The sequence below is a fragment of the Nostoc sp. NMS4 genome (genome assembly GCF_017115095.1).
In the GTDB taxonomy this organism is placed as follows: Bacteria; Cyanobacteriota; Cyanobacteriia; order Cyanobacteriales; family Nostocaceae; genus Nostoc.
The window spans coordinates 1-24,626 of the sequence record NZ_JABXKI010000247.1 but is presented as its reverse complement, the minus strand read 5'-3'; the positions used below and the strand labels follow the sequence as shown (position 1 = coordinate 24,626).

The window sequence follows — 24,626 nt, the reverse complement described above, 5'->3', positions numbered from 1 at the left end:
TTTTAGCTGTAGTTCTACTACCCCGTTTAACGTTCTTATATGTCGAGGATTATTGCAATAAATAGGCTACTGACAAGAGATGGGAATATCAAAGAATCTTTAAAGAAAAGACTTGACGAAACATTTGGAACTACAGACTGGTTTGACAGTTTTTACACAACGACAGGACAACTAAGTTTATTCGAGAACAGCCCTCAAAGAGAAAAAACTGTAGATTGTGAGGCAAAAGGTAGGGTATTTAAAGCACGTACATCGTTGGCACTACCAGGCATAAACACAAATTCTACAGGAATACCATTTTTGGTTGTTAATAACTGAACTCGAACCCCATAAAAATATCGTTTTTTCGATGCGATGTAACCTCTATACTCTTCCGACTGGATTATTTTTACATTAAAGATACGGATGTTGTCGCAGATGGGTACTGGAAACGAGTCTAAAAGGTATTCAGTGGAATCACTAATTTCCTTCAGTACCATTCCCACTTGATGAAACAAGTCGTTGATTAACATTGAAACACTGTGTAATCTCCGGTTCAATCGTGACTTTTCTAACATATTAGATATCAAATTATGGTCTTTCATATAGCTACAAGCCTTGCTATGATTACCATTAAAGAACATCGCTGCACAGATAGCATTTGTAATAATTTCTGCGTCACTCATCTCTCGGCGACAGTATTCACCATGCCTAATCGCCTTTAAAAGGTCATCGATGATAGCATAGACAGTAATTATTTCGTTTAACATATTCCCCTCCGTTTTTCATATCTGGAGGGGATTTTATTGCATAAAGCGATCGCCTGAATCAATAACTAGCAACTTGGGTTAATTACTAAAAAATTAAGTATTTTTATTTAAGGCTTATGGACAATTTTCATACTAGTATGTATATTACAAAATGAAGTGCGGAATGTGGGTTAAAATGATCTGCAATTGTGATTTTTGGTGGTAGCTTCATTTCTAAATTTTGTCTCATTCAAATGAATTGAGAATACCACTTCACCCCATTTTATTGATTCTTACAGAACCGATTTTACATCAAATCTTCTTTACATACATCTATTACATTGATATCAACCTAACAATACTTCCCTTTTTCTGCGTTCATATAAGTTACATTTTGTCAAAACAAATTAGATGCGTTTACCCTGGCTCATGACCATATTTATTAAGCTGTCTAGCAAGCGATCGCGTGATAAAGAAGTAAGTTCTTTGCCATGTAAAATTTCCTCTACAATCACGTAGGATACTAGCGAACCGAAAAAAATATGAGCCATTGCCTCTGGATCGCTGATTGCTAGTTCTGGATGAGATGCAAAATAGTAACTTAGTATTTGTCGACCTCGTTGCACAACGGTTTGGTTATAAAGTTTTGCTAGTTCGGGAAAGTTTTGTGACTCAGTGATTATCAAACGCAACAATGCCAAATAATCGGGATTATCAGCAACCTTGGTTAAATAAATCTCGGCAACTTGACGCAACAAAATTGCTGGTTCCCCCTGCAATTTTTCTATACTAAAAATACTTTGAAAACAAGCAAGCGTCAACCGTTCTATCAACGCTTTAAACAATCCTTCTTTATCTTGAAAGTGACTGTATATCGTTTGCTTCGATACTCCAGCTGATGCACTGACACGATCCATACTTGTTCTAGCGTAACCCTCCTTCAAAAATATCCGTATAGCTCCTTGTAAGATTTGCTCCTGCTTTGGAGCGATCGCAGGTAAAGGATTTTCTAGTTGGAAAGCAGGGTTTATAGGCATGAATGGTAAATTTTTTTGCGTATATCTTGCTATATCATACTAGACAGTTTAGTATGATGACAAAGAATTCAAAATTTTCAATCCTCTTATATAAAATATTTTTCACAATCCAGGCTGCTACTATGACTCAGACTATCCCGACATCCCCGGAAAATCTTAAAGATGCCCCAGTACCGAAGCAGCAACGCCGCAAAAAACCCATTTTTTTACTGATAGGGCTAGTGGTGGTAGGTGGCATTGGCTACGCTGTGTGGCGCTCTCAACCGCAAGTATCAACAAATATACTCCAAGTTAGCGGGCGGATTGAGGGTTATGAAACCGAGATTGGGATCAAGCGTTCTGGAAGAATTGAGACAATTGCCGTGCGGGAAGGGGCAGCAGTTAAAAAGGGGCAAGAGTTAATTAAGTTAGACGACACAGACGATCAATTGCTGCAACAACAACTACTTGGTACACAAGCGAGAGTGACATCTGCTAAGTATGATGAACAGCAGGCAATTTCAGATGTAGAGCGAGTCAGCAGAGAAATTCAAGAAATTAACAGCCAAATTAACGAAGCCAAACTGAATTTACGGCAATCTCAAGGAGATACCCAAGGAAGAATTGAGCAGGCACAAGCAAATGTCGCAGCAGCCAGAGCTACATTGGTGCAAGCACAAGCGCAAGTTAAACAGGCAGCAGCAGAAGTTAATTTAGCAAAAATCAACCGCGATCGCTATGCCCAATTGGTAAAAGAAGGAGCGATCAATCAACAACAATTCGATCAAGCACAAACTACCCTAGATACAGCAATAGCAACCCTAGAAGCACGAGTTGCAGCAGTTAATGCCGAACGCCAACAATTACAGGCTACATCAGGGGCGTTAACTCAAGTTAAAACTACAGGTTTCAATCCTGACATTCGCAATGCCCAGTTAACAGCATTAGTCAGAAAGCAGCAGCAAAGCTATGCTCAACTTAAATCTGCACAGGCAAAAGTCAACTCTGCCCGTGCCAAAGTTAAAGATGCCCAAGCATCAAATCAGCAAATCCTCACCCAGATTGCAGACTCCAAAAAAGATGTAAATGTAGTTAGTCCTTTAGATGGAGTAGTTACAGCCCGGAGTGTTGAACCAGGTGCAATAGTTAGCAGTCAAACTAATATTTTGACAATTGTTGACCCCAAAACAGTGTATTTTAGAGGTTTTATTCCCGAAGGTGATATTGGCAAAGTGCGTCTAGGACAAACAACGAAAATCTTCATTGATTCTGCACCGGACAAACCATTAGAAGGTAAAGTGATTGCGATCGATCCGCAAGCTTCATTTACACCAGAAAATATTTACTTTCAAAAAGATAGAGTCAGACAAGTAGTAGGAATTCGGATCAAAGTTCAAAACCCTGATAGCTGCTTTAACCCCGAAAAGCCTTATACTAGCTCAGATTTACCCTGCGCCAAAATGGGGATGCCAGCAGATGCCGAAATTAGTTTTAAGGCAGGAGGCAGGTAAGAGAGCAGGGGGAGTTCGTGGTGTTCGTGGTGTTCCTTTACAGCAAGCAAATTATAAAGGTAAGGGAGCAGGGGGGGAAATATTTATTTAGCACTTTTAAGATAGTTCCGATTAAAAAATTTCATTACCAATTATGAAAAAGGTATCTTCGTGTACACTCCATGCTCTGAGACCATTACACCACTTTTCAAGCTAGGGGGTAGAAAGGAATGAAACAGCAAATTACTACTTTCCCTGCAAACTTACCACCATCATCTAGCCTGCCAACCACAGCAATTGAAGTTCGCGGTTTGCATAAGCACTATGGAAACTTAGCTGCTGTGCGAGGAATTGATTTCAGCGTCCAGAAAGGTGAAATGTTTGGATTAATCGGCCCTGATGGTGCGGGGAAAACTAGCACTTTTCACATTTTGGGCGGTGTGATGGAAGCAACGGCGGGGGAGGTGCAAATATTTAATCAACCTGCACGAGATGCCCGATTAATTACAGGTTATCTCACTCAACAGTTTTCGCTGTATTTGGATTTGAGTATTGATCAAAACTTGCGTTATGCAGCAGGTTTGCGGCAAGTAGCAGATGATTTATTAAGGGAACGCCGCAATAAATATTTAAAATTAATGAATTTAGAGCGATTTGGCGATCGCTTAGTGGGACAACTTTCTGGTGGGATGAAACAAAAGCTGGCGTTGTGTTGTGCTTTGGTTTCTCAACCAGAAGTATTGTTACTAGATGAACCTACTACGGGCGTTGATCCAGTTTCCCGACGTGAATTTTGGGATGTGCTAGGAGAATTGTCAGCCGAGGGGATGACAATTGTAGTTGCGACACCATACTTAGACGAAGCTGAACGCTGTCACCGCGTGGCTTTGATGTACAGTGGGCAAATTCATGAAATTGGCACACCCAAAGAATTACGGGCTAACTTAGGCTTGCATCGCTTGGAATTGCGAACAGCAAATCTACAAGCTACAGAAGAGATATTATCTCAGACTGACCAGACAAATATAGTAGATGTGCAAACTTTTGGCGATCGCTTGGATGTCCTAGTTGAAGATATAAATTCCGGCGAAATCCAAGTCCGTGAGCTGCTGCAACAACATCAGTTACCTTCTCCCAGTATCGAGCATGGCGAACCCACATTAGAAAACGTCTTTGTCACGCGCCTGCGACAACAAGGTTCAGCGCCGCAATTTTACCCCTTTCCTCGTTTTCGGAAGAGGGGAGCAGGGGAGCAGAGGAGCAGGGGAGCAGACGGAGTATTTAATACTCAGGACTCAGCGCTAGCGATATATGCTCACAATCTCAGCCGTGTTTTTGGCAAGTTTCAAGCCGTTAAAGATGTCAACGTCGAAGTGCGCTACGGGGAAATCTTTGGGTTGTTAGGTGCTAATGGTGCTGGCAAAACTACCACCATTAAGATGCTGTGTGGATTACTAGCAGCAAGTGGCGGTGAAATTTCCTTGGGTGGTGAAACCGGAAATCTGCGGAGTGCAGACTTACGGCGACGTATTGGTTACATGAGTCAAAAATTCACCCTTTACGACGATTTAACTATTCTGCAAAATCTCGAATTTTATAGCGGAGTCTACGGCGTACCTCGCAAACTCCGACGGGAAAAAATTGATTGGGTAATTGCTACCTGTGGTTTAGAAGGACAAGCAAATATGATTACTGGACAGCTACCAGGTGGTTGGAAACAGCGAGTTGCTTTCGGTGCTTGCGTGATGCACGAACCAGATATTTTATTTTTAGACGAACCAACATCGGGGGTAGATCCCTTGGCGCGTCGCCAGTTTTGGAAGCTGATTAATGACTTCGCCCGCAATGGTACAGCTATTTTAGTGACAACGCACTATCTAGAAGAAGCTGAACAGTGCAACCGCATGAGTTTTATGGTTGCAGGAGAAACCGTCGCCGAAGGTTCACCCAGTTCTGTCAAAGCCTCGCAACCGGGACAATTAATAGAAATTATTGTCAATCAAAACCAAGTAGCTTCCAAAATACTCAAACAAAACTTTGAGTCTTGGCGCGTCTCGATTTTCGCTGATAGTTTACACATTGTTCTCGATCATCCCGAACAGGAAATAAATCAACTAACTCAACTTTTAGAAGCTAATCAAATTACCATCAATTCTTTACGCCCCATTCCTTTTTCTTTAGAAGATGCTTTTATTGGTATAGTACAGCGATCGCAAGGATAAAAGAGGAGTAGGAATTTTAGATTTTGGATTTTAGATTGAATTGCAATCCAAAATTTAATTGCTCAATTCCCAATCCCCAGTACCCAATATCCAGTACCCAATATATATGAAACGAATTATTGCTCAATGTGTAAAAGAAATAGCCCAATTTCGCCGCGATCGCCTGACGTTGGCACTAGCCTTTTTATTGCCATTCATTACCTTAGTAATTTTTGGTTTTGCCATTAGGTTAGAAAGTAAAGATATTCCCTTAATTGTGCAAGATTTTAACCGCACAAACTTAAGTAGCAGCTATATTGAAAGACTGTATGCCACCAATCAATTTGTGCCTAAACAATGGTCTGGTGGCAATCCCATACGCGATGCAATAGATAAAGGAATTGCTAAAACCGCAGTGATTATTCCGCCAGAATTTAGCCGTGATATTCAAGCAGGTAGAAGTACAAATGTGCAAGTGTTAATCGATGCCACTGATGTTAACAATGCCCGTGTAATTAAAAATAGTATTCAAAGAGTGACAAACTTTTTTATGCAAGAGCATGGACTGCTACCTGCGACTAGTAGTATTACAGCAAGAATGCGACTATGGTTTAATCCTGGCAGATTAGAATCGCTGTATATTGTGCCAGGAACTTACGGAGTTGTGCTATGGATTTTTCCTTCATTGCTCTCAGCGATCGCAATGGTACGGGAAAAAGAAAAAGGAACAATTTTACAAGTCTATGCTTCTAGCATTAGTGCCACTGAACTATTACTTGGTAAAGGATTAGCATACCTATTAATTGGCATCGTGGAGGCATTAGTAGTTATGGTATTAGGCTCAATTATTTTCCAAGTTGGCATAGTTGGTAATCCCATAACATTACTACTTGGTACGTTACTATTTCTGACAGATAGCGTTTTTTTCGGATTGCTTTTAGGAGTCCGCAGTAGTAACCAAAATGCTGCTGTACAAGGCGTTTCCCTTGTAGGGTTTATCACATCATTATTACTCTCAGGTTTTATTTATCCCCTCAACAATATTCCTTTCCCTTTATCACTACTACCTAACATAATTCCGGCGCGTTATTACATCGATATCACTCGTGACGCCTTCGTGCGTGGTACAGGATTTGCCGGAGTTTGGTTTGATTTACTCATGCTTGCAGCTTTGGGATTAGTATTTTTCAACGTATCACGCCGAGTTTTAAGTCGAATGCAATTACCAAATTAATCTCTTTGTGTTCTCTATGGTTTGATAAAAAGGAATTTTATGAAATTTATTCAGCGATTATTTGATAGTCCATTTTGGGCATTAGTGCGGAAAGAAATCAATCAAATTCTTCGCAACAAGCAATTAATTGTTCTGTTAATTGTCCCGCCAACAGTTCAATTATTACTCTATGGATTTATCCTTAATCCCGACGTTCATAACTTGCGATTAGGTGTCATTGACTATGCCAACGTCAGTGCTAGTCGGGAGTTAGTTTCAGCCATGACATCAAATCGAATTTTCACTTTAGAATCTGTACCAAGCAGTGAAAAAGCATTGAGTCGTCAGGTAGAAGAAGGAAAGCTAGATGTTGGGGTAGTAATTCCTCCCGATTTTCCGCGTCAACTGGCACAAAAATCAGCAGATATTCAAGTATTTATTGATGCTGTAAATGCTAATACAGCCGGGATTGCAGGAAATTATATGAATCAAATTATCCAACAATATAATCTACAATTAACCCAAGGTAAAGTAAATCCTCCAGTTTCACCTGAAGTTGTATTTCTTTATAATCCTGGACTGACGAGTAGTTGGTTTTTTGTACCAGGAGTTATGGGTTTAGTTTTAACATTAATTGGGACATTAGTATCAGCAATTACTGTTGTCCGGGAAAAAGATACGGGTACTTTAGAACAATTACTAATGACTCCGGCTGCTAACTGGCAAATATTACTATCGAAAATTGTTCCTTTAGCATTTTTATTAATGGGAGATGTTTTATTAGCTACCACTTTAGCAACAGTAATATTTCATGTACCATTTCGAGGTAATTTTCTGCTATTTCTCACCCTCTCAAGTATGTATGTATTTGTCGGGATTAGCCTGGGTATTATGTTGGCGACTGTGAGTAGTTCCCAACAACAGGTAGTTTTGACATCTTTCTTTATTAATTTACCAATGGTACAAACTTCTGGAGCGATCGCACCTATTGAAGCCATGCCACCTTTATTTCAAGCCCTATCCTTACTCAATCCCCTCCGTCATTACATTGCGATCGTTCGAGGTATTTTGCTCAAAGGTGTTGGCTTAGATGTACTGTGGATGAATGTTTTGGCTTTAGTCGCCTTTGCTGTTGTGTTATTAACTATTAGTATTAGTAAGTTTCGTAGTCAGTTAAGCTAGTACAACGCGGTGGAAATCAAACAATTATGGGAGCATCCACTTTTGGCAAAAACACTCAAATAGCAAGTAAACCATTGAGATAAGCTTAACTTACTGTGACACTAAAAGTACAAATCCTCAAGGATAAATTTAATGAAAGTTTAGGTTTACCGATTACTACCACAACCTCTAATAAAGTTGCTTAACTGTTCTGCTAAAACTTGAACGTGAGGTTTGTTGAACATGGTTAAATGATTGCCGGGAACATCAATGATTTCTATTGGTTTCAAAGAAATTTTCTCCCAGCCAGCAGCCATATCATCCCGATCTAATTCAGTATCTCGGAAATCTTCTGGAAGCATCTCACTAGCACGAAAGAAAGTAATTTTATCTGGGTAAATTTGTGGAATATAACTGCGGAATGACTGAATACTATTCTTAGAAATATCCAAAATATCGTGAATCTGCTCAACTTTCATTTCAGCTAACCAGAAGTTGCTCTGTTTAATCTTTTCCACCATATAGCTGACCTGTTCTTGTAGTTCCAACTTTTGAAGTTCTTCGTAGGAAACTGCTAATTTCTGCTGGTGAAAAATTTCTATGTATTTCGCAAGGCGTATAAATGCTTTAGCATTCAAGTCGTCATCCACAGTTTTATCCACTGGAATTGCCATTGGGGAATCTAACATAGCAAGTAAAGCTACCTCTAGACCTTGCTTTTGCATCTGCTGGGCCATTTCTAAAGCTACAATTCCTCCCAAGCACCAGCCTCCTATATAGTACGGCCCTTGCGGTTGAACAACGCGCAACGCTTTGATGTAATGGGTTGCCAAATTTTCGATTCCGTAGTAGAGAGTTAGTTCTTTATCAAGTCCAAGTGGTTCTAAACCATAAAAGGGTTGATTTGAACCTAAATAAGATGCCAAATCTAGGTAGGAAAGAATATTGCCACTAGCCGGATATACACAGAAGAAGGGGGGATTTGAACCGAGTGGTTGAATTGGTACGAGGGGAGATTTAGGTAAGAAATTAGACTCTTGACGTAAAATATCCGCTAAATGTTCAATAGTCGCTTCCTGAAAGATAGTAGATACTGCAATCTCTTTGTCAAAGGACTTATGAATTTCAGCTGTTAAGCGTAAAACCAATATGGAATTTCCACCAAGGCTAAAGAAATTGTCTGTAATTCCGATGGGACGAACATCTAAGAGTTTTTCCCATATTTGAGCCAACTGAGTTTCTAAAGCATCACGGGCTACTACAAAGTCTTTGTTACGTCTTGAAGATGCCCAAGTTGGTACTGGCAGGTTAGAGTAGTCTATTTTTCCATCAGCCGTCAATGGCATTTCTGGGAGCTGTAAAAACTGACAATCACTTTGGGTTTGGAAGCGATCGCAAACTACTAATTCTTCCAACTTAGCGATCGCTGTAGACTCAACTTTACTCGTGTAATATCCCAGCAGTTTTTGTATTCTAAAACTTGTATCTTCCGTATATTCGCGTATATACTGATTACTGCCATCTAACCCTACAAACAAATGTGCTTGATTATGATGTAAACCTGCAAGTAAAGAATACAACCCCTGTTCGATTGTTAGGGTACTATAACCGCGAGCATGAGATAATTCCTTGTTTTTGTTATTACGGCTCATTCCTACTTCATCCCAACCACTCCAGGCAAAACAGTAGCTATGTAAAGAGTTTTGATGTCGCTGATAGTAAGAAAAAGAGTCTAAGAAATTATTAGCAGCAGCATAAGCACCAACAGTAGTACCTCCAAAAAAGCCGTTTACTGAAGAAAAAGAAATGAAAATGCGATCAGGTCGTTGTTTAACAATTTGGTGTAGCGCCCATGTTCCCAGCACCTTGGGGCGAAGTACTGCTGCAAATTCATCATAAGTTTCTTCTAACAGCAAGCGTGCATGAAAAATGCCTGCAAGATGAATCACTCCATCTAATTCACATTTCCAGTGAGATTTGGCTTGCTCAACTACTTGTTGCAACTGTGCAAAATCACAGACATCAACAGCTTGATAAAGAATGTCTCCTTCAAGCTGCTCCAACGTTAACAGAGTTCTGATGCTTTGAGATATGCTATCGTCTGTCTTTTGCAAATGAGTTTCCCACAGATTTCTTTGGGGTATGGCTGTCCTACCCACTAACAACAAACGGACTTGATAATGTGTGAGCAGATATTTAGCAATTTCAACGCCAATACCACCTAAACCTCCAGTTAAGAGATACATCCCGCCCTGTTTTAAAGGAATTTCCTGCTTTTTCTCCTGACTGAGGTTAATTTTACTAAGACGAGGAATTAAACGGTGTCCATTACGGTAAGCTACTTCTTTCTCGCTTTGCATTACTCGCATCTCTTGCAAAATACGAGTTGCATTCACTTCAACTAAATCAATGGGTAAATCGATATGACGGCATTTCAACCAGGGGTTTTCCTGGGAAATCGTTTTAATTAAGCCTAAAACAGGCGTTTTTTCGTAGGCTATTTTGTCACTTGGGGAAGTAGCCTGTGTATGACTAGCAATGACATACAACTGAGTTGGAATATCTTTTTGCACCTGTGCTAGAGCTTGAATCAAAAACAGTAAGCTGTAAGTTCCTTGATACTGAGCTTGCTCTAGTTGATCTAAGCTAGATATCTCTCCTGCATAATTATCATAAGCCCACAAGTGCAAAATCAAATCAATTTGCAAGCCATCTTTTAACAGGGACTTTAGCAGTTGCAAATAGTGGCTGGGTTCTTTAGGATTAATGCGGTAGTAGTTAGAGTTGAGCTTGGCAAAATCTGCCCCTGCTTCTACACGTACACAGTCGGGATTTAACTGGCTGAGTTCTGTACACAAGTAAGTACTCAGACCCAAGGAATCCAGGAAAACCAGAGATTGCCCTACCCTTAACAGACGTTGCGAAGACACTACTTCCTTCGGTCGCCAGATTTTGCTGTAGAACCAATCTGGTAGTGTATTGGCATTGCCACTTAAGATGTCAAGTCGTTTGAGAATGTCTTTAAATTCGTCTGCTTCAAAGCGTTGTTTGAGTTGGGAACGTTGAATTTTTCCGATCGCAGTTTTAGGAATAATCTGTTTTTCAACGGGAATCAGATAACTTGGATTAATGCCAATCTTTTGAACAACTTGGTTGCGAATTTCCTGAGTCAGATTGACAACTTCTGCTTCATCACCAATTGCAGAACTGAAAAAGATTGCTAATTTATCAGTGTTATCAAATGCATCCCGGACACCAACGGCTGCGGTAAATGATACCTCTACACCAGAAAGTTCTTCGACAGCTGCTTCGATTTCATGACTGTAATAATTTTGACCGTTGATGATAATAACATCTTTCTCACGCCCGGTAATTGTCAGGTATCCCTGATGTATAAATGCTAAATCTCCAGTTTTGAACCAACCATCTTCTGTAAAAACTTCTCGGTTTAATTCATCGTTATTATAATACCCCAGCATCACCGTGCTACCACGTACTTGTAACGAACCAATTGTATCTTCATAAACGATTTGGTTGTGACTATCAACTATCCGCAAGGAAACTCCTGGAATTGGTTTTCCCACATTAACAAATGAATCATCATCATTTGTTGATAACAGCGAAAAGTGATTTGAGTAAGTGACACCAGAAGACACTTCAGCCATACCCCAAGCAGGATGTATGGAAGTAGCACTTAGCCCATGAGGAGCTAGTATTTCAAGGAAACGCCTCGCTGTTTTTGCAACAACAGATTCAGCACCATTTAAAACAAATTTTAAACAAGATAAATCCCAACGCCGTAGCTTAATTTCTGAGGCATGATTATTGACCAGTCCAAAAGCGAAGTTGGGAGCAAAGGTGATGGTAACTCCATATTGCTCAATCCAATCCAGCCACTTTAAAGGTTCTTGTAAAATTAGTTGGGTGGGAACCTGAATTTGTTGACAACCTAAATAAACATCTCGGATATGAAAATATATAATGCCAGCAACGTGATCCAAAGACATCCAGTTTAAAGTCACATCAGAACTGGAAAAACCGTTCATTTGAATCGAGCCTGCTGTTCTACTTAGCAAATTGTAATGGCTCAACATCACGCCTTTAGGCATACCAGTACTGCCGGAGGTCAGCATCAAAAGTGTGACATCTTCTGGCTGACTAATATGCCAATTTTGATCCGGTTCACAACAACGCAACTCATCAATTGTTTCTACTTGAAAATTCTCTAAATTCAGAAGTTGCGCTCGCGAACGGACTGATGCAATAAGCTGTTTGCTAGTCACTACTATGGGTTTCCCCAGCATTTGCCATGTATTATGTAGTTTATTGAAAGTACTGTGATCTTCTTCATAAGAAGTAGGAACTGATATTGGTACTGGGATAAATCCTCCCAAAATACATCCCCAAAAGGCAGAAATAAAATCTTCATTGCAATTTAGTTGCAAGATTACTTGATCTTTTGCCTTTAAACCCAAGCGCCTCAACCCAGCTAGAATTTTTTCTGACTCTTCCAACAAAGCTTGATAAGAGCGAAAAATTTCTGAACCGTCTGTTTTTAGGTAGACAATACCTTTATCTGGCGCTTGCAAAGCAGCTCGTTTCAGTGCTTCTGGTAAAGTGCTTGCAGCATCAGGTGGCAATTGTAATGCTCCACCATCACTGATAGCTAATTGCTTGACTACTGGTCTGTCCTGCACAGTAGTTGAGCTTGATTTTGCTGACGACTGATTTACCTGACGTAAAGAAATAGTTTTACTCTCAGGAAGAATATCTGACAAATGCAGTGGGGGTAGAAATTCAATTTGCTTGTGTACTGCTACCGCTACTTCCTTAACTTCGTGTAGCGATCGCAGTGACTTTTCCCATCGCTGTATTAAATTAGAATCAATCACTTCCAAGGAAGTTAGGGCTTGTTCATCTAGTTGCCCTGTAGCTGTGAGTGGTAACTTAGTAACTGGGATAAATGTACATAACTGCGAGTCAAAAGGTAAAACAGCTTGCAGTTGAAGTTGTAACTGTTCTGGTGAAAAAGGCCCTGACAAAACCACATAAGCCACTAACTCTTGCCTAAAGGTTTCTGTACTCCTCGCTAGTACTACACAATCATTGACAGAAATATTCTGCAATATTGTTGTTTCCACCTCATTTAAATCGATGCGGAAATTATTAATCCAAACTTGGCGATCGCTAGCACCTAAAATCTCTAGCTTGCCATCATTGAGATAACGACCTAAATATCCTGTTTTGAGCAGTTGTCCATTATTAAGTTCTTCATAAAAAGGATGATTAACAAAGCGTTGGACTATCTCTTCTCGATGATTTAAATATCCACGGAATAGTTTCTTTGCGGAAACATATATTTCACCAGTTACTCCTATGGGAACTAGTTGCATATATTTATTCAACACATACATTGAGAGGTTATTTTTGACATAATTAATCAACAATTTATTTGAAGTATGCGTATAGTTGTAAACTTGTGCAGTTAATTCCGTAGCCGCTTCGGGAAGACTGCACAAATTGTATAATTCACACCTAAAATGCTGGAAGAATGTTTCTATTACCTGATTGTGTAATGGTTCTCCACTACACAACACAGAACGTAAAGAACTCAATGAAGGTGCTGCATCTTGTGATAAAGATTCAACAAAAGCAAACAGCACATAAGGTACAAAGTGGATAAGGCTGATTTTTTGTTCAGCAATCACACGCTGCAAATATTCAGGGTTGTCTTCACCTTGAGTCGCTGCAATTACTAACCGCCCTCCATGAATTAACGACCAAAAGATTTCCCAGACTGCTGTATCCTGAGTTAACGGAGCTTTATGCAACAAGGCATCAGACTCAGACAAGACAAAAGTTTTTTGCAACCAATCCAGACGTTCAATAACCCCACAATGCTCAACTAAAACCCCACATTTTGAAGAGTAAATAATGTAAGCAAGGTTTTCAGATGTTACTTTGCTTTCAAGGTTTTCATCACTGTGCTGTGTAATTACTTGCCAATCTGAATCTAAACAAATTACTTGCGCTTGTTGATTTGGCAGACGCTCAATTAAAAGCTGTTGGCTTAATAACACTAATGGCTGAGTTTCTGCCAACATCATTTGTAATCGCTCAGGAGTATCATTAGAGTCTAAAGGCAAATAAGCTGCACCAGCTTTGAGAATGCCTAATATCCCTATTACCATCTCCAAAGAGCGTTCTACGTAAATGCCTACTATTTTCTCTGGACTTACTCCAAGGGTTTGTAGATAATGTCCTATTTTGTTGGCTTTGCTGTTCAATTGTGAGTAAGTCAATTGTTTATCTTCAAACACAACTGCTACAGCATCCGGTGTCTTCAAAGACTGCGCTTCAATTAGCTGATGTATACACAAATGTTGAGGATCATCTGCTGGAGTCTTATTCCACTCCACAAGCATCTGGTGTCGTTGGGCTGCACTAAACAGCGGTAATTGTGATAACTTTTGATGGGGATTAGCAACAATTCCTGACAGCAGAGTTTGAAAATGTCCTGCCATACGAGTAATTGTTGCCTGCTCAAATAAATCAGTGCTGTATATTAAAAAACCACGAATGCCCTCTGGAGTTTCGCATAGGTGACACTCTAAATCTAATCTTGTTGCTTGTTCATTAAATGCTTCCACAAAATTAAACGTTAGATTCGAGACGGCTAATGTGTCTGGTTTATTCTGTAGGGCAAATATCACTTGGTACAACGGGTTATAGCTTAAAGAACGTTCTGGTTCTAGTTCTTTCACCAACCGCTCAAAAGGTAAATCCTGGTGAGCATAAGCCTCTAAAGCGACTTTTTGCACTCGCAGCAATAACTCTCGAAACGTAGGATTACCTGACAGGTCAGTCCGCAGCACCAAAGCATTAGCGAAAAACCCAATCAATCCTTCAACCTCAGTTTGGTTGCGGTTGGCAATGGCAGACCCTACGACAATATCTTGTTGACTCGTGTAGCAACACAACAAAACCTTAAAGGCTGTCAAGAGAGTCATAAACAAACTGACTCCTTGCTGCTGACTCAAGTTCTTGAGTGCTTCACTTAAGCTTTTAGGTAGTTCTATAAATTGTTTAGCGCCCCGAAAGCTTTGAGCTGGTGGTCGTGGATGGTCTAAAGGCAGTTTTAATAAAGGTGGAGCGCCTTGGAGTTGTTGTTTCCAGTAGGTTAATAGTGTTTTTTCCGTCTCTTTCTGCAACCATTGACGCTGCCAAGAGGCAAAGTCGGCATACTGAACAGGTAACTCAGGTAATGGTGATGGTTTGTTTGTACAAAAGGCTTGATAGTTCGCTGCTAACTCCCGAATAAAAACGCCCATTGACCAACCATCAAAAATAATATGATGTGTCGTTACCACCAAGAGATATTCAGCTGCTTCTAAATGTATCAGAAGAACACGCAATAAAGGGACAGTAGCTAAATCAAAGCAGTGTTGAGCTTCTTTTGTGCTTATTCGTTGGGCTTCAATCTTTCGTTCACCATCAGGAAGATGCCGCAGATCGACCACTGGCATAGTTATATTCAACTTTGAAGCGATAATCTGAACCGATCTTCCATCAACTTGGGTGAAAGTAGTTCTTAAAACTTCGTGGCGTCGGATAATTTCGTTTACGCTTTGCAATAGAGCAACGGTGTTAACAGAACCATGAAGTGCCAAACATAGTTGTAAGTTGTAAAAAGGATTATTTGGCTGCAACTGATCAAAGAACCACATTTGTTGCTGAGGGAAAGACAGAGGTAAATTTTGCTCTCGTGAAACTTTAACAAGTGGCAGATTTGTATCACTTGTGCCTTTATTCTCATCTCGCAGTAGCTTCAACAATTCTGTCTTTTGTTTAGCTATTGAGTCACGTATCTGTGGTGTCAGCACTCCCTTGGCAGCACGAACACGTAATTGATCACCATCAGCAGTTAACTTTATACCTGCAACCGAAAGTTCCGCTATTAATTGATTTAAGTTCATAGGGTAATTTCCTCCATATCTTCATTAGATTCTTCTGTCGATGGTGATTCTGATAGCTTTATACTCGCTAAAGCTAATTGCTCAAGGGAAATTTCTGCTAGCTGGGAAATGCTCAAACCTTGCATAATTTTCATTGTGGGTATGTTCACTCCCATCTCGCTTTTGAATCGATTGCTTAGTTCAACTGCCATTAGAGAATCAAGCCCTACTTGCAGTAGCGATCGCGTAATGTCCAGTTTGGCTAAAGCAATTCCCATTATTTTTGCTACTTGTTCTCTAATGCGAGACACTAAAAATTGCTCTCGCTCTGCTGGCGTTACCGATAATAAATCGCCGTAACTAGAATTTTCTTCACTATCCTCAGCATCTATCTGTTCTGTTGCTGCTGCCTTATTCAGGTAAGAAAACCGTGGCGAACCACCAGCACCAGAGAAGTGAACTTGGCACCACCGATGCCAATCTATATCCACTATCGCCGCCTGAGCAACGTCTGGTTGAAGTAGTAACTCTCCCATTTTCTTCAGCACTTGCCGCAGTGGCAAAGGTTGATTTCCCATGCGCTTGAGATGTTCAGCTACGTCAGCGTTGCGGGCAACATAACCAACATCAGCAATAAATCCCCAATTGATGGTTAGGGCTGGCAGACCGATCGCATGGCGGTGATGAGCCAGGGCATCAATAAAACTACTAGCAGCTACATAATTTCCTTGACCTGGATTTCCTACGAGTGAAGTGAAAGAGGAGAACAGCAAGAAGAAATCCAACGGTGTATTTAATGTCTGAGTATGCAAATTCCAGGCTCCAAGCATTTTGGGTGCCATAACTTTCTGCATACGCTCTGAATTAAGTTGCAGCACAAGAGCATCGTCAAGAACCATAGCACCGTGAATAATACCTCGCAACGGTGGCATAGATTCACTAATGTCAGCGAGAACAGTTTCAACTTGCTGTGGTTGAGTTACGTCTGCTTGAGCAACCACAACTTCAGCACCGAACTTTTTCATGGCTTCTATGGCTGTTGAGGCTGCTGTTGAAAGCACATTGCTGCGTCCCATCAGTACTAAGTGTCGCGCCCCGCGTTCCACTAACCACTGAGCCACTGCTAAACCAAAACCTCCGAGTCCACCAGTGAGCAGGTAAGTTGCATCACTGCCAAACGTGATTGTTTCCTCAGATAAAGGAGCCACCTTCACCTTGGGATCTCGCAAATCTACGACTATTTTGCCGATGTGTTTAGCTTGTGCCATGTAGCGGAAAGCACTAACTACACGCGAGATGGGAAATACGCGATGAGGAAGTGGGTGAAAGCTGCCATCATGAAAATGTTGCATCAATTCGCGTAACAAAGAACGGCAATAATCTGGACGTTCAGATGCAAAGCGATCAAAATCCAGAGCAAAGAACGACAAATTCTTTTGAAAAGGTCGTAAGCCTAACTTGCTATTGCTGTCAATATCACGCTTGCCTATTTCTATAAAACGTCCATAGGCTCCTAGAACTGACAGACTCTTAGGAATAGCTTCTCCTGCCAAAGAGTTAAGGACAATATCTACACCTTTACCATTTGTAATCTGCATTATTTGATCAGCAAAGGCAAGCGATCGCGAGTCCATAACATGCTTCACACCCAAGTTCCTCAAAAACTCACGTTTTTGCGAACTACCAGCTGTTGCAAAGATTTCTGCGCCAGCTGCAAGGGCAATTTGGATGGCAGCAATACCCACGCCGCCAGCACCAGCATGGATCAGAACTCGTTCTCCCTTACGGATTCGACCCAAATAATGCAAGGCGTAGTAAGCAGTGAGGAAAACTAAAGGAATTGTGGCCGCTTCCTCAAAACTCAAAGACGCTGGCTTATGTACCACTAAACAAGCATCTGTAGTGACATAATTGGCAAAGCTGTTAGGGGCAACAGCAACAACTTCATCTCCTATTTGAAATTCTTCAATTTCAGAGCCAATTGCAGTAATAATTCCAGCACATTCCAGACCAATAGCTTGTCCTGAAAAATTATTCTCTAAATTCACATCAGCCAACAAATCCATTGCCTTAGCTACGTCTTTAAAGTTAAGACCCGTAGCATAAACTTGAATTTCCACCTCTTTGGGCCCAGGTTTTTGGCGCGTAGTTGCTCGCAGAATCAGGTTATCTAAAATTCCAGGTGTGGTAATTTCTAAACGAAAAGCTTGATTAGCCTCTGTTAGAGCGTTTGTAGATGATATCCGCACCAATCGATTAACATAACGTGCTTTACCCCGCAGGGCGATTTCATCTTCTCGGTCATCTAAGCATAACTCGTCAAACAGAGATTGAATTTCTGATGCAGAGGTGGTGGAACTGAGATCAACCATCGTGCAACGCAAATCTGGATGTTCATTGACGATCACTCGACCTAAGCCCCACAAGGAAGACTGAGCAATTGAGAGAGATTTAACTGACTCTCCCACGCTTTGAAGTCCACGAGTTACTAAAAATAGACACGGTGAATCATTCCAAGTAACTTTCTCCAATGCTTGAACCAAGTTCAGTGCGCTCAAAACGCCTACTGTCTGGGTTGATTCTAGGGAAGAAATTGTAGTCTCTTCTATGGGAGGTGTATTTATGCTCCAAAGATGGACTATACCACGACAAGGAGATTGAGCGGTGTTAACTGTTTCCAGAACTTGCTGTATATCTTCCAAATGTTCCGTTCTGATTTGGAAGTGATTGTCATCAAGCTGAGAAAAAGTTGTTCCGGGCGAGATGAAAATAGGGTTTTTGGAATCTTGTTTCAGCAAGTTTGCTAGCTGCTGACTAACGCCAAAGTTGTCTGCGAAAATCAACCAAGTTTCTTGTTTATCTGGTTGATAAGAATTTTTGAGCCTCGAAGCAGATTCTTGTTCAATATTAATATTAGGAGCAGTAGCTAAAATCACAGTGTGCAGAGATTCCTCATTTGCCTCTGTATCTCTAATTCCAGCAATTTCTGCAAACCCAACTTCTTGGAGCAAATTGTGCCATTTTTTGAAACTAAGCAGCGGATGTGATGGTCGTAATTCCAAATCAGAAAATAACCACCAGCCTTTGAGTAACCCAAATACTAAGTCGTGCCAGCGTGGTGGCTTAGTCAACTCCAACAACACTAGCAAGCCTTGGGATGCCAAAAGCTGTTTGACATTCTCTAATGTTTGACGCAAATCAGTTGTTGCGTGCAGTGCATCTGAAGCCAGAATTAAATCAAACGAATACGGCAAAAATCCTTGAGCTATGGGGTCTTTTTCAATATCTAATAGTTGATATTCTACAAACGGATATTCCTGAAACTTCTGCTGAGCCTGAACAGTAAAGACTTGAGAGACATCAGTAAAAACATATTGTGAGCGGTTACTGGGAAGTATGGGAAGGAGATAAGAAGCTAGAGAACCTGTGCCTGCACCAATCTCTAAAATCCGTATTGTTCTCTCTTTGGGTAAACTGGAGACTAATGTAGCGATCGCATTTTGCACCAGCAGGTTATAGATGCGAGTACTGGGGGAGTCTTGGTATAAATGCTCAGATGTTGTCAAAGATCCTTCTGGGAAAATCAGCCCTAAAGGATCAACATCACCCCGTAGAACGCTTGCTAAGTGTTGCCCACAGCGCCCCAGCATTGTCAGTTCTGCTAAATAGCTAGGATGCTGAGTTATCAGCTCTTGCCAAATTTGATCTGACTGTTTTAGTTCTAGTATTTGACGCACTGACCATTGGTTGTTTACCTGACTCAAAACACCATCTTCTTGTAATATTTCCAGTATTCGACCTAAAAGACGTTTGTGTTGATCAGCCACTCCTAACTTTTCTGTAAGAGTTTCCACATCAACCTGCTGGTGTAATTGAGGCTGCCAACCGAGTTGTTCTAAGGCTTCGAGAATATAAGCTGTACACAAAACATCCAACTTCGGCTCTACTACAGAGTAATAATCAGCAATTCTCAGATATTTACTCAATCGATCTGCTTCTGGTTGGACAAGTTCGGCAATTTTTCTTGGAGAGGGCAAATAATCAAGTTGCAAATCAACTAACTCTTGATCTGGACGCAGCTTTAATTGCCATTGGTATTCATGAAGACAATTATCAATTTTTGCTGGAGTGACCTGTTGCCTTCTTTCTAAAGACTGGCAGCGAAATCCTTGAATTTCTACTAACACTTTTCCCGCATCATCCAGCAGTCGAATATCTCCCTTAAAACTGGTGGCGGTTTGCTCAACTATCTGAGTGTAGCTCCAAAGTTGAACCCCAGGGCGAGCATAAACTTGAAATCGGCTAATTTCAATCGGTAGATAAACTTTGTCTGTTTTATCATCTAAGAACAAAGCGCCTAAGAGAGCCTGAAAACAGGCATCAAGAATCGCTGGATGTAGCTGATAATCTTCAACTTCTGTCAGTAGCTCAGGATGAACTTTTATCTTGGCTAGTGATTGTTTTTCACCACAAAAAAGCTGCTCTATTCCTTGAAAACTTGGGCCATATTCTAATCCCATTTCTTGAAATTGCTGATAGCAATCTTGAGGATTAATTTCTTTTGAACAAAGGCTTTTGTACTCATCCAGCACAACCAAATTTGGCAGGAAATGATGTGAAGTCCGGCTGAACTTTCCTGTGGCATATCTTGTCCAAGAATCTTCAGTGTCTTTGGTTTTGCCGTAAATATCAAAAGTTGTTTGACTGGAATCGAGGATCAGTTGCAGCGAGTGTGTCTGATTATCAGGTAAAGGCAGTGCTTGTAGAAACTCTATTTCTTCTAAAACATAAGGCTCGTTACCAAAAGTTTGTATTGCCGCAGCCAAAGCCATTTCCACATAAGCTGCTCCTGGGTAGACTGCAACTCCTTGAATGCGATGGTCTTCAAGATAAGTGAGTTGTTCTTTATCTATTAATACATCCCACACTGGTTGTGCTGATTTTAATTGGCATCCCAGCAAAGGATGGACTTGTGTTGAGAACATTGCACGTAAAGCAGTTTGTCCTAACCTAGCTTGCTGCGATTCTAAAGATTCGCTCCAATAACGCTCTCGTTGCCAAGGATAGGATGGTAGCCGTACAAATTGACCTTTTTGGGGGTAAAACCGATGCCAATCAATTGGGTATCCTAATGTGTAAAGCTTACCAACAGATGCCAGCATCATTGCTTGTTCCGGTTCTTTGCGTCGTAGTGAAGCAAGCACAGTTGTTGTTTTATTAGCTATAGCAAAGCACTCAGAAATGTAACTTGCCAGGACTGGATGAGCGCCGATTTCTAAAAAGAGGTCATATCCTGCTTGCATGATTCCGTCTATGGCTTTTGCAAACAGAACTGGTTCTCTCATATTTTGCCCCCAGTAGAGACCATTTATCTCTGGGCCATCAATTTGTTGTCCTGTAACGGTAGAGAAAAGGGGAATGGTTGCTGGTTGTGGGTTAATTTCTTCTAGAGACTGTGCTAATTCTGCTTTCAAAGGTTCCATCAAGATACTATGATAAGGAACTTCTACTTTGAGGAATCGGCAAAAAATCTCCTTTTGCTCTAAAGATTGAGCAATTTCTTCCAAGGCTTGAGTATCCCCGGATAATGTTAGACCTTGGAGGCTGTTGATAGCGGCAATAGAAACTTTGTCTTCATATCCTGCGATCGCAGTTTCAGCTTCTTGTTGTGTGAAAGCGATCGCTAACATCTTACCAAGTCCAGCAGCAGTTGCTTGCAAGCGGCTGCGATGGAAAATCACCCGGATAGCGTCTTCTAAACTCAATACTCCAGCAACATGAGCAGCTGCGACTTCGCCTACACTATGACCAACAATTGCATCTGGAATAATGCCCCAGCTGCGCCATAAAGCAGACAGCGCAACTTGCACTGCAAAGATAGAACACTGAGCTACAACGGTTTCATTGATCCGAGAATGCTCTTCACTAGCTCTGAGTTCATCCCATAATGACCAATCAGTATACTGCCTCAGCAGTTGATCACATTGTTTAATACTTTCTCGGAATACAGGTTCAGACTCCAATAACTGATGCCCCATTGCCCACCATTGCTGCCCCATGCCGGAGAACACGAAAGCGAGTTTGGGCGACTTGCCTAAAACTAGGCAACCAGAAGACATGGCCAAACGGGTTTCTCCCGCTAAAAACCCTTGCAATTGTTCTGCCATTTCTTCAAAAGAATCAGACACCAGCGCCAATCGATAATCGTGATGCCCACGACGCAGACTTGCACTGTAGCAGATATCTAATAAGGAAACGCCACGACTAGAAGCCGTGGCTAAAAAGTTATCGGTTAGTTTTGCTACCGCAGCAAGTGCTTCTGGACTTTTTGCAGACAGGGGCAATAGCAGTGTTTGCCTTTGTGATGGTGCAGTAGGTTGTAGTAACCTATCTGTATACTCTGGTAAAGACGTTTGTTGTAGAATCTCAGCATCAGACAGAACTACGTGGGCGTTAGTACCACCAAAACCGAAAGAATTCACACCAGCTATTCGTGATTGATGTCCATTGTTGGGCCAAGGTTCTATAGTTTGTGGTACTCGTAAATGCAGCTGTTCTAAAGGAATTTTCGGATTTGAAGAGACAAAATGTAGATTTGGCGGAATTTGACCATGTTTTAATGCCAATGCTGCCTTAATTAAACCAGCAATACCAGCTGCTGATTCTAAATGTCCGATATTGGTTTTGACTGAGCCAATAATGCATTTATTGTTTGGTTGGCGATTCTTGCCAAGCACATTACCTATGGCATTCGCTTCTATGGGATCACCGACGGAGGTTCCTGTGCCATGAGCCTCGACATACTGTACTTGATCTGGTGATATCCCAGCTTGCCTATAAGCTTCGTGTAGCGCTGCCTCTTGTGCCTCTTTGGAAGGAACTGTCATACCATTTGTATGACCATCGGAGTTGACAGCAGTGCCTCGAATTACGGCATAAATCAGATCTTGATCGGCTATAGCTTGGGCTAAAGGCTTTAGGATTACAATACCCGCGCCTTCGCTACGAACAAAACCATCTGCTGACGCATCAAAACTTTTACATTTTCCATCAGGAGAGAGCATTGATGCTTTACTAAAACCTATGCTTCCTTCCGGCTTGAGTACAGCATTGACACCTCCTGCTAAAGCCTGTGTAGACTCTTGATTCCAAATACTTTGACAGGCGAGATGAACTGCTACTAAGGCGCTGGAACAGGCTGTATCAACTGCCATACTCGGGCCTTTGAAGTCGAATACATAGGAAATTCGGTTGGCGGCTATGCTCATAGCTCCGCCCTGATTAGTATAAGCGTTGATTAAAGTGCGATCGCTCACACTTGTTTGGATATCAATGTAATCGTGAGACGATATCCCAATAAATACACCAGTTTTGCTGCCAGATAGGTGTTCTGGAACTTGTCCAGCATCCTCCAAAGCTTCATAAGCTACTTCCAAGAGTATTCGCTGTTGGGGATCTATACGCTCTGCTTCTTTTGGAGAAATTCCAAAAAATTGGGCATCAAATTGGTCTATATTCTCAATAAATCCGCCTCTGTGGGTATATATTTTCCCTGGTTTCCCTCGATCTTGGTCGTACAAACTGCGCGAGTTCCAGCGTTCTACCGGAACTTCGGTGATGGCATCCACCCCATCTATCAGTAATTTCCAAAAAGCTTCTGGACTAGTAGCACCGCCAGGAAGATGGCAACCAATACCAATTATAGCAATTGGTTCTTTTTCACAGATGTGTGCAGTATCGTACTTGAAGTTTATAGTCATAGTAGTATATACACTTTTGGGGATTTGCTAAACTTGACTTTATCCAAATCTGTTTTACTCACTACAAATTTTTGAATTTTTTTGTAGCAATTAAATCTTGTAGAGCTTAACTTTGAATTAACAAGCTCCTTATTCTGCGAGGTTTTCATGGTTTCTGTGCCGTTACACTGCATCATTTCTCAATCTCCATAGCCTCACCCTCCAGCGTATACTGACGTTAGTTTTCAACTTGATCGCGTCAGTTCCGGGAGCAACGCGATTTTGTGAGGTGCTAAAAATTAGGGGTACAAAAGGTATAATTTGAAACTAAAACACCAATCAACTGAATTTTTGCCTTAATGATCAAATACTTTGTATAAAATTGTGCAACACTTATGGCATTTCTCAATAGCTTGCATAACTTGATAGTGACTATCTACTAGCTATTAAGTTACAGCATATTAACAGCATAATCAAGGGGTAGTACAAAAGATCCTACTAAACCCACTTTTCCCACTTAACTAAAGTAAATATTCAGTCCCTAACAGCAACTCTGACTTTTCACGGGATGGGGTGTGAGTATCAATGGATGCTGTTGGCGAAGTCAAAAAATGCTTTTGTTTGGGTAAGTCAGTTCAGCAATGAAGCGATTGAGAGCTTTCTGAATAGCCTTGTAACCAGGAGCTTGCTTGCCTAACTTCAGTTCAGACAAAATGCGATCGCGTAAAAGCTCAAGTTCTACTTGGGAAAAAGCAATTGCTGGAGCCGAACTTTAACCAAACCAATGTAGCGAGCTTGTCGCAGCCCCAAGCTGCCAATTCCTTGAGAGAACGTTCCTTCAACTCCTGCTCTTGCATCATAGAGGAATGGCACTAAGAAAAGCGTAAAACCCTGGTATTCCTGGCTTTTGGGTGTAGGGTGTAGGGTGCAGGGAATTAAGAAGATGTTGAACTACTTGACGCACTCGCATTCAATTGTCTGGAACACTACACCCTACACCCTACCCCCAACACCCTGCCCTCACGAGGTTTCACCTTTTCTTAGTGCCATTCGGTCAAATACCTTTTCCAAAGCGATCAAAATGTCATCGCTTTCCTTAATAATCCGTCCATCTAGCTCGATC

General features: G+C 41.1%; 7 protein-coding genes and 2 pseudogenes. 4 read left to right on the top strand and 5 right to left on the bottom strand.

What is annotated here, in order from left to right:
* Positions 1-227: 227 nt before the first annotated feature.
* Together HWQ37_RS22230 and HWQ37_RS22225 are read right to left on the bottom strand one after the other, a co-directional pair.
* Positions 228-749: pseudogene (locus tag HWQ37_RS22230) on the bottom strand (transposase); the annotation flags it as partial.
* Between the two features lie 386 nt (positions 750-1,135).
* Positions 1,136-1,765: a TetR/AcrR family transcriptional regulator gene (locus HWQ37_RS22225; protein WP_292750923.1), complete on the bottom strand. Its 630-nt coding sequence runs from the start codon at positions 1,763-1,765 to the stop codon at positions 1,136-1,138.
* Between the two features lie 122 nt (positions 1,766-1,887).
* On the opposite strand from HWQ37_RS22225, the gene HWQ37_RS22220 reads away from it, so the two are divergent.
* From HWQ37_RS22220 to HWQ37_RS22205, 4 genes are all read left to right on the top strand, one after another.
* Positions 1,888-3,255 carry an HlyD family secretion protein gene (locus tag HWQ37_RS22220; protein WP_292750921.1) on the top strand — a complete coding sequence of 456 codons (1,368 nt, stop codon included), beginning with the start codon at positions 1,888-1,890 and terminating at the stop codon, positions 3,253-3,255.
* A gap of 209 nt (positions 3,256-3,464) precedes the next feature.
* On the top strand, positions 3,465-5,456 hold the full coding sequence (locus tag HWQ37_RS22215) for an ATP-binding cassette domain-containing protein (RefSeq protein WP_292750919.1): 1,992 nt from the start codon (positions 3,465-3,467) through the stop codon (positions 5,454-5,456).
* 106 nt (positions 5,457-5,562) lie between these two features.
* Positions 5,563-6,669 carry an ABC transporter permease gene (locus tag HWQ37_RS22210; RefSeq protein WP_292750917.1) on the top strand — a complete coding sequence of 369 codons (1,107 nt, stop codon included), beginning with the start codon at positions 5,563-5,565 and terminating at the stop codon, positions 6,667-6,669.
* 39 nt (positions 6,670-6,708) lie between these two features.
* Positions 6,709-7,830 (top strand): ABC transporter permease, encoded by a 1,122-nt coding sequence (locus tag HWQ37_RS22205; RefSeq protein ID WP_292750915.1) that lies wholly within the window; start codon positions 6,709-6,711, stop codon positions 7,828-7,830.
* Between the two features lie 146 nt (positions 7,831-7,976).
* On the opposite strand, the gene HWQ37_RS22200 is transcribed toward HWQ37_RS22205, so the two are convergent.
* From HWQ37_RS22200 to HWQ37_RS22190, 3 genes and pseudogenes are all read right to left on the bottom strand, one after another.
* Positions 7,977-15,785, bottom strand: a complete 7,809-nt coding sequence (locus tag HWQ37_RS22200) for an SDR family NAD(P)-dependent oxidoreductase (protein WP_292750913.1) — start codon at positions 15,783-15,785, stop codon at positions 7,977-7,979.
* Complete coding sequence (locus HWQ37_RS22195; protein ID WP_292750911.1) at positions 15,782-23,524, bottom strand: type I polyketide synthase; 7,743 nt, start codon at positions 23,522-23,524, stop codon at positions 15,782-15,784. The genes HWQ37_RS22200 and HWQ37_RS22195 overlap by 4 nt, the downstream gene beginning before the upstream one ends.
* A gap of 732 nt (positions 23,525-24,256) precedes the next feature.
* Positions 24,257-24,364, bottom strand: a pseudogene (locus HWQ37_RS22190) (transposase); the annotation flags it as partial.
* Positions 24,365-24,626: the final 262 nt, after the last annotated feature.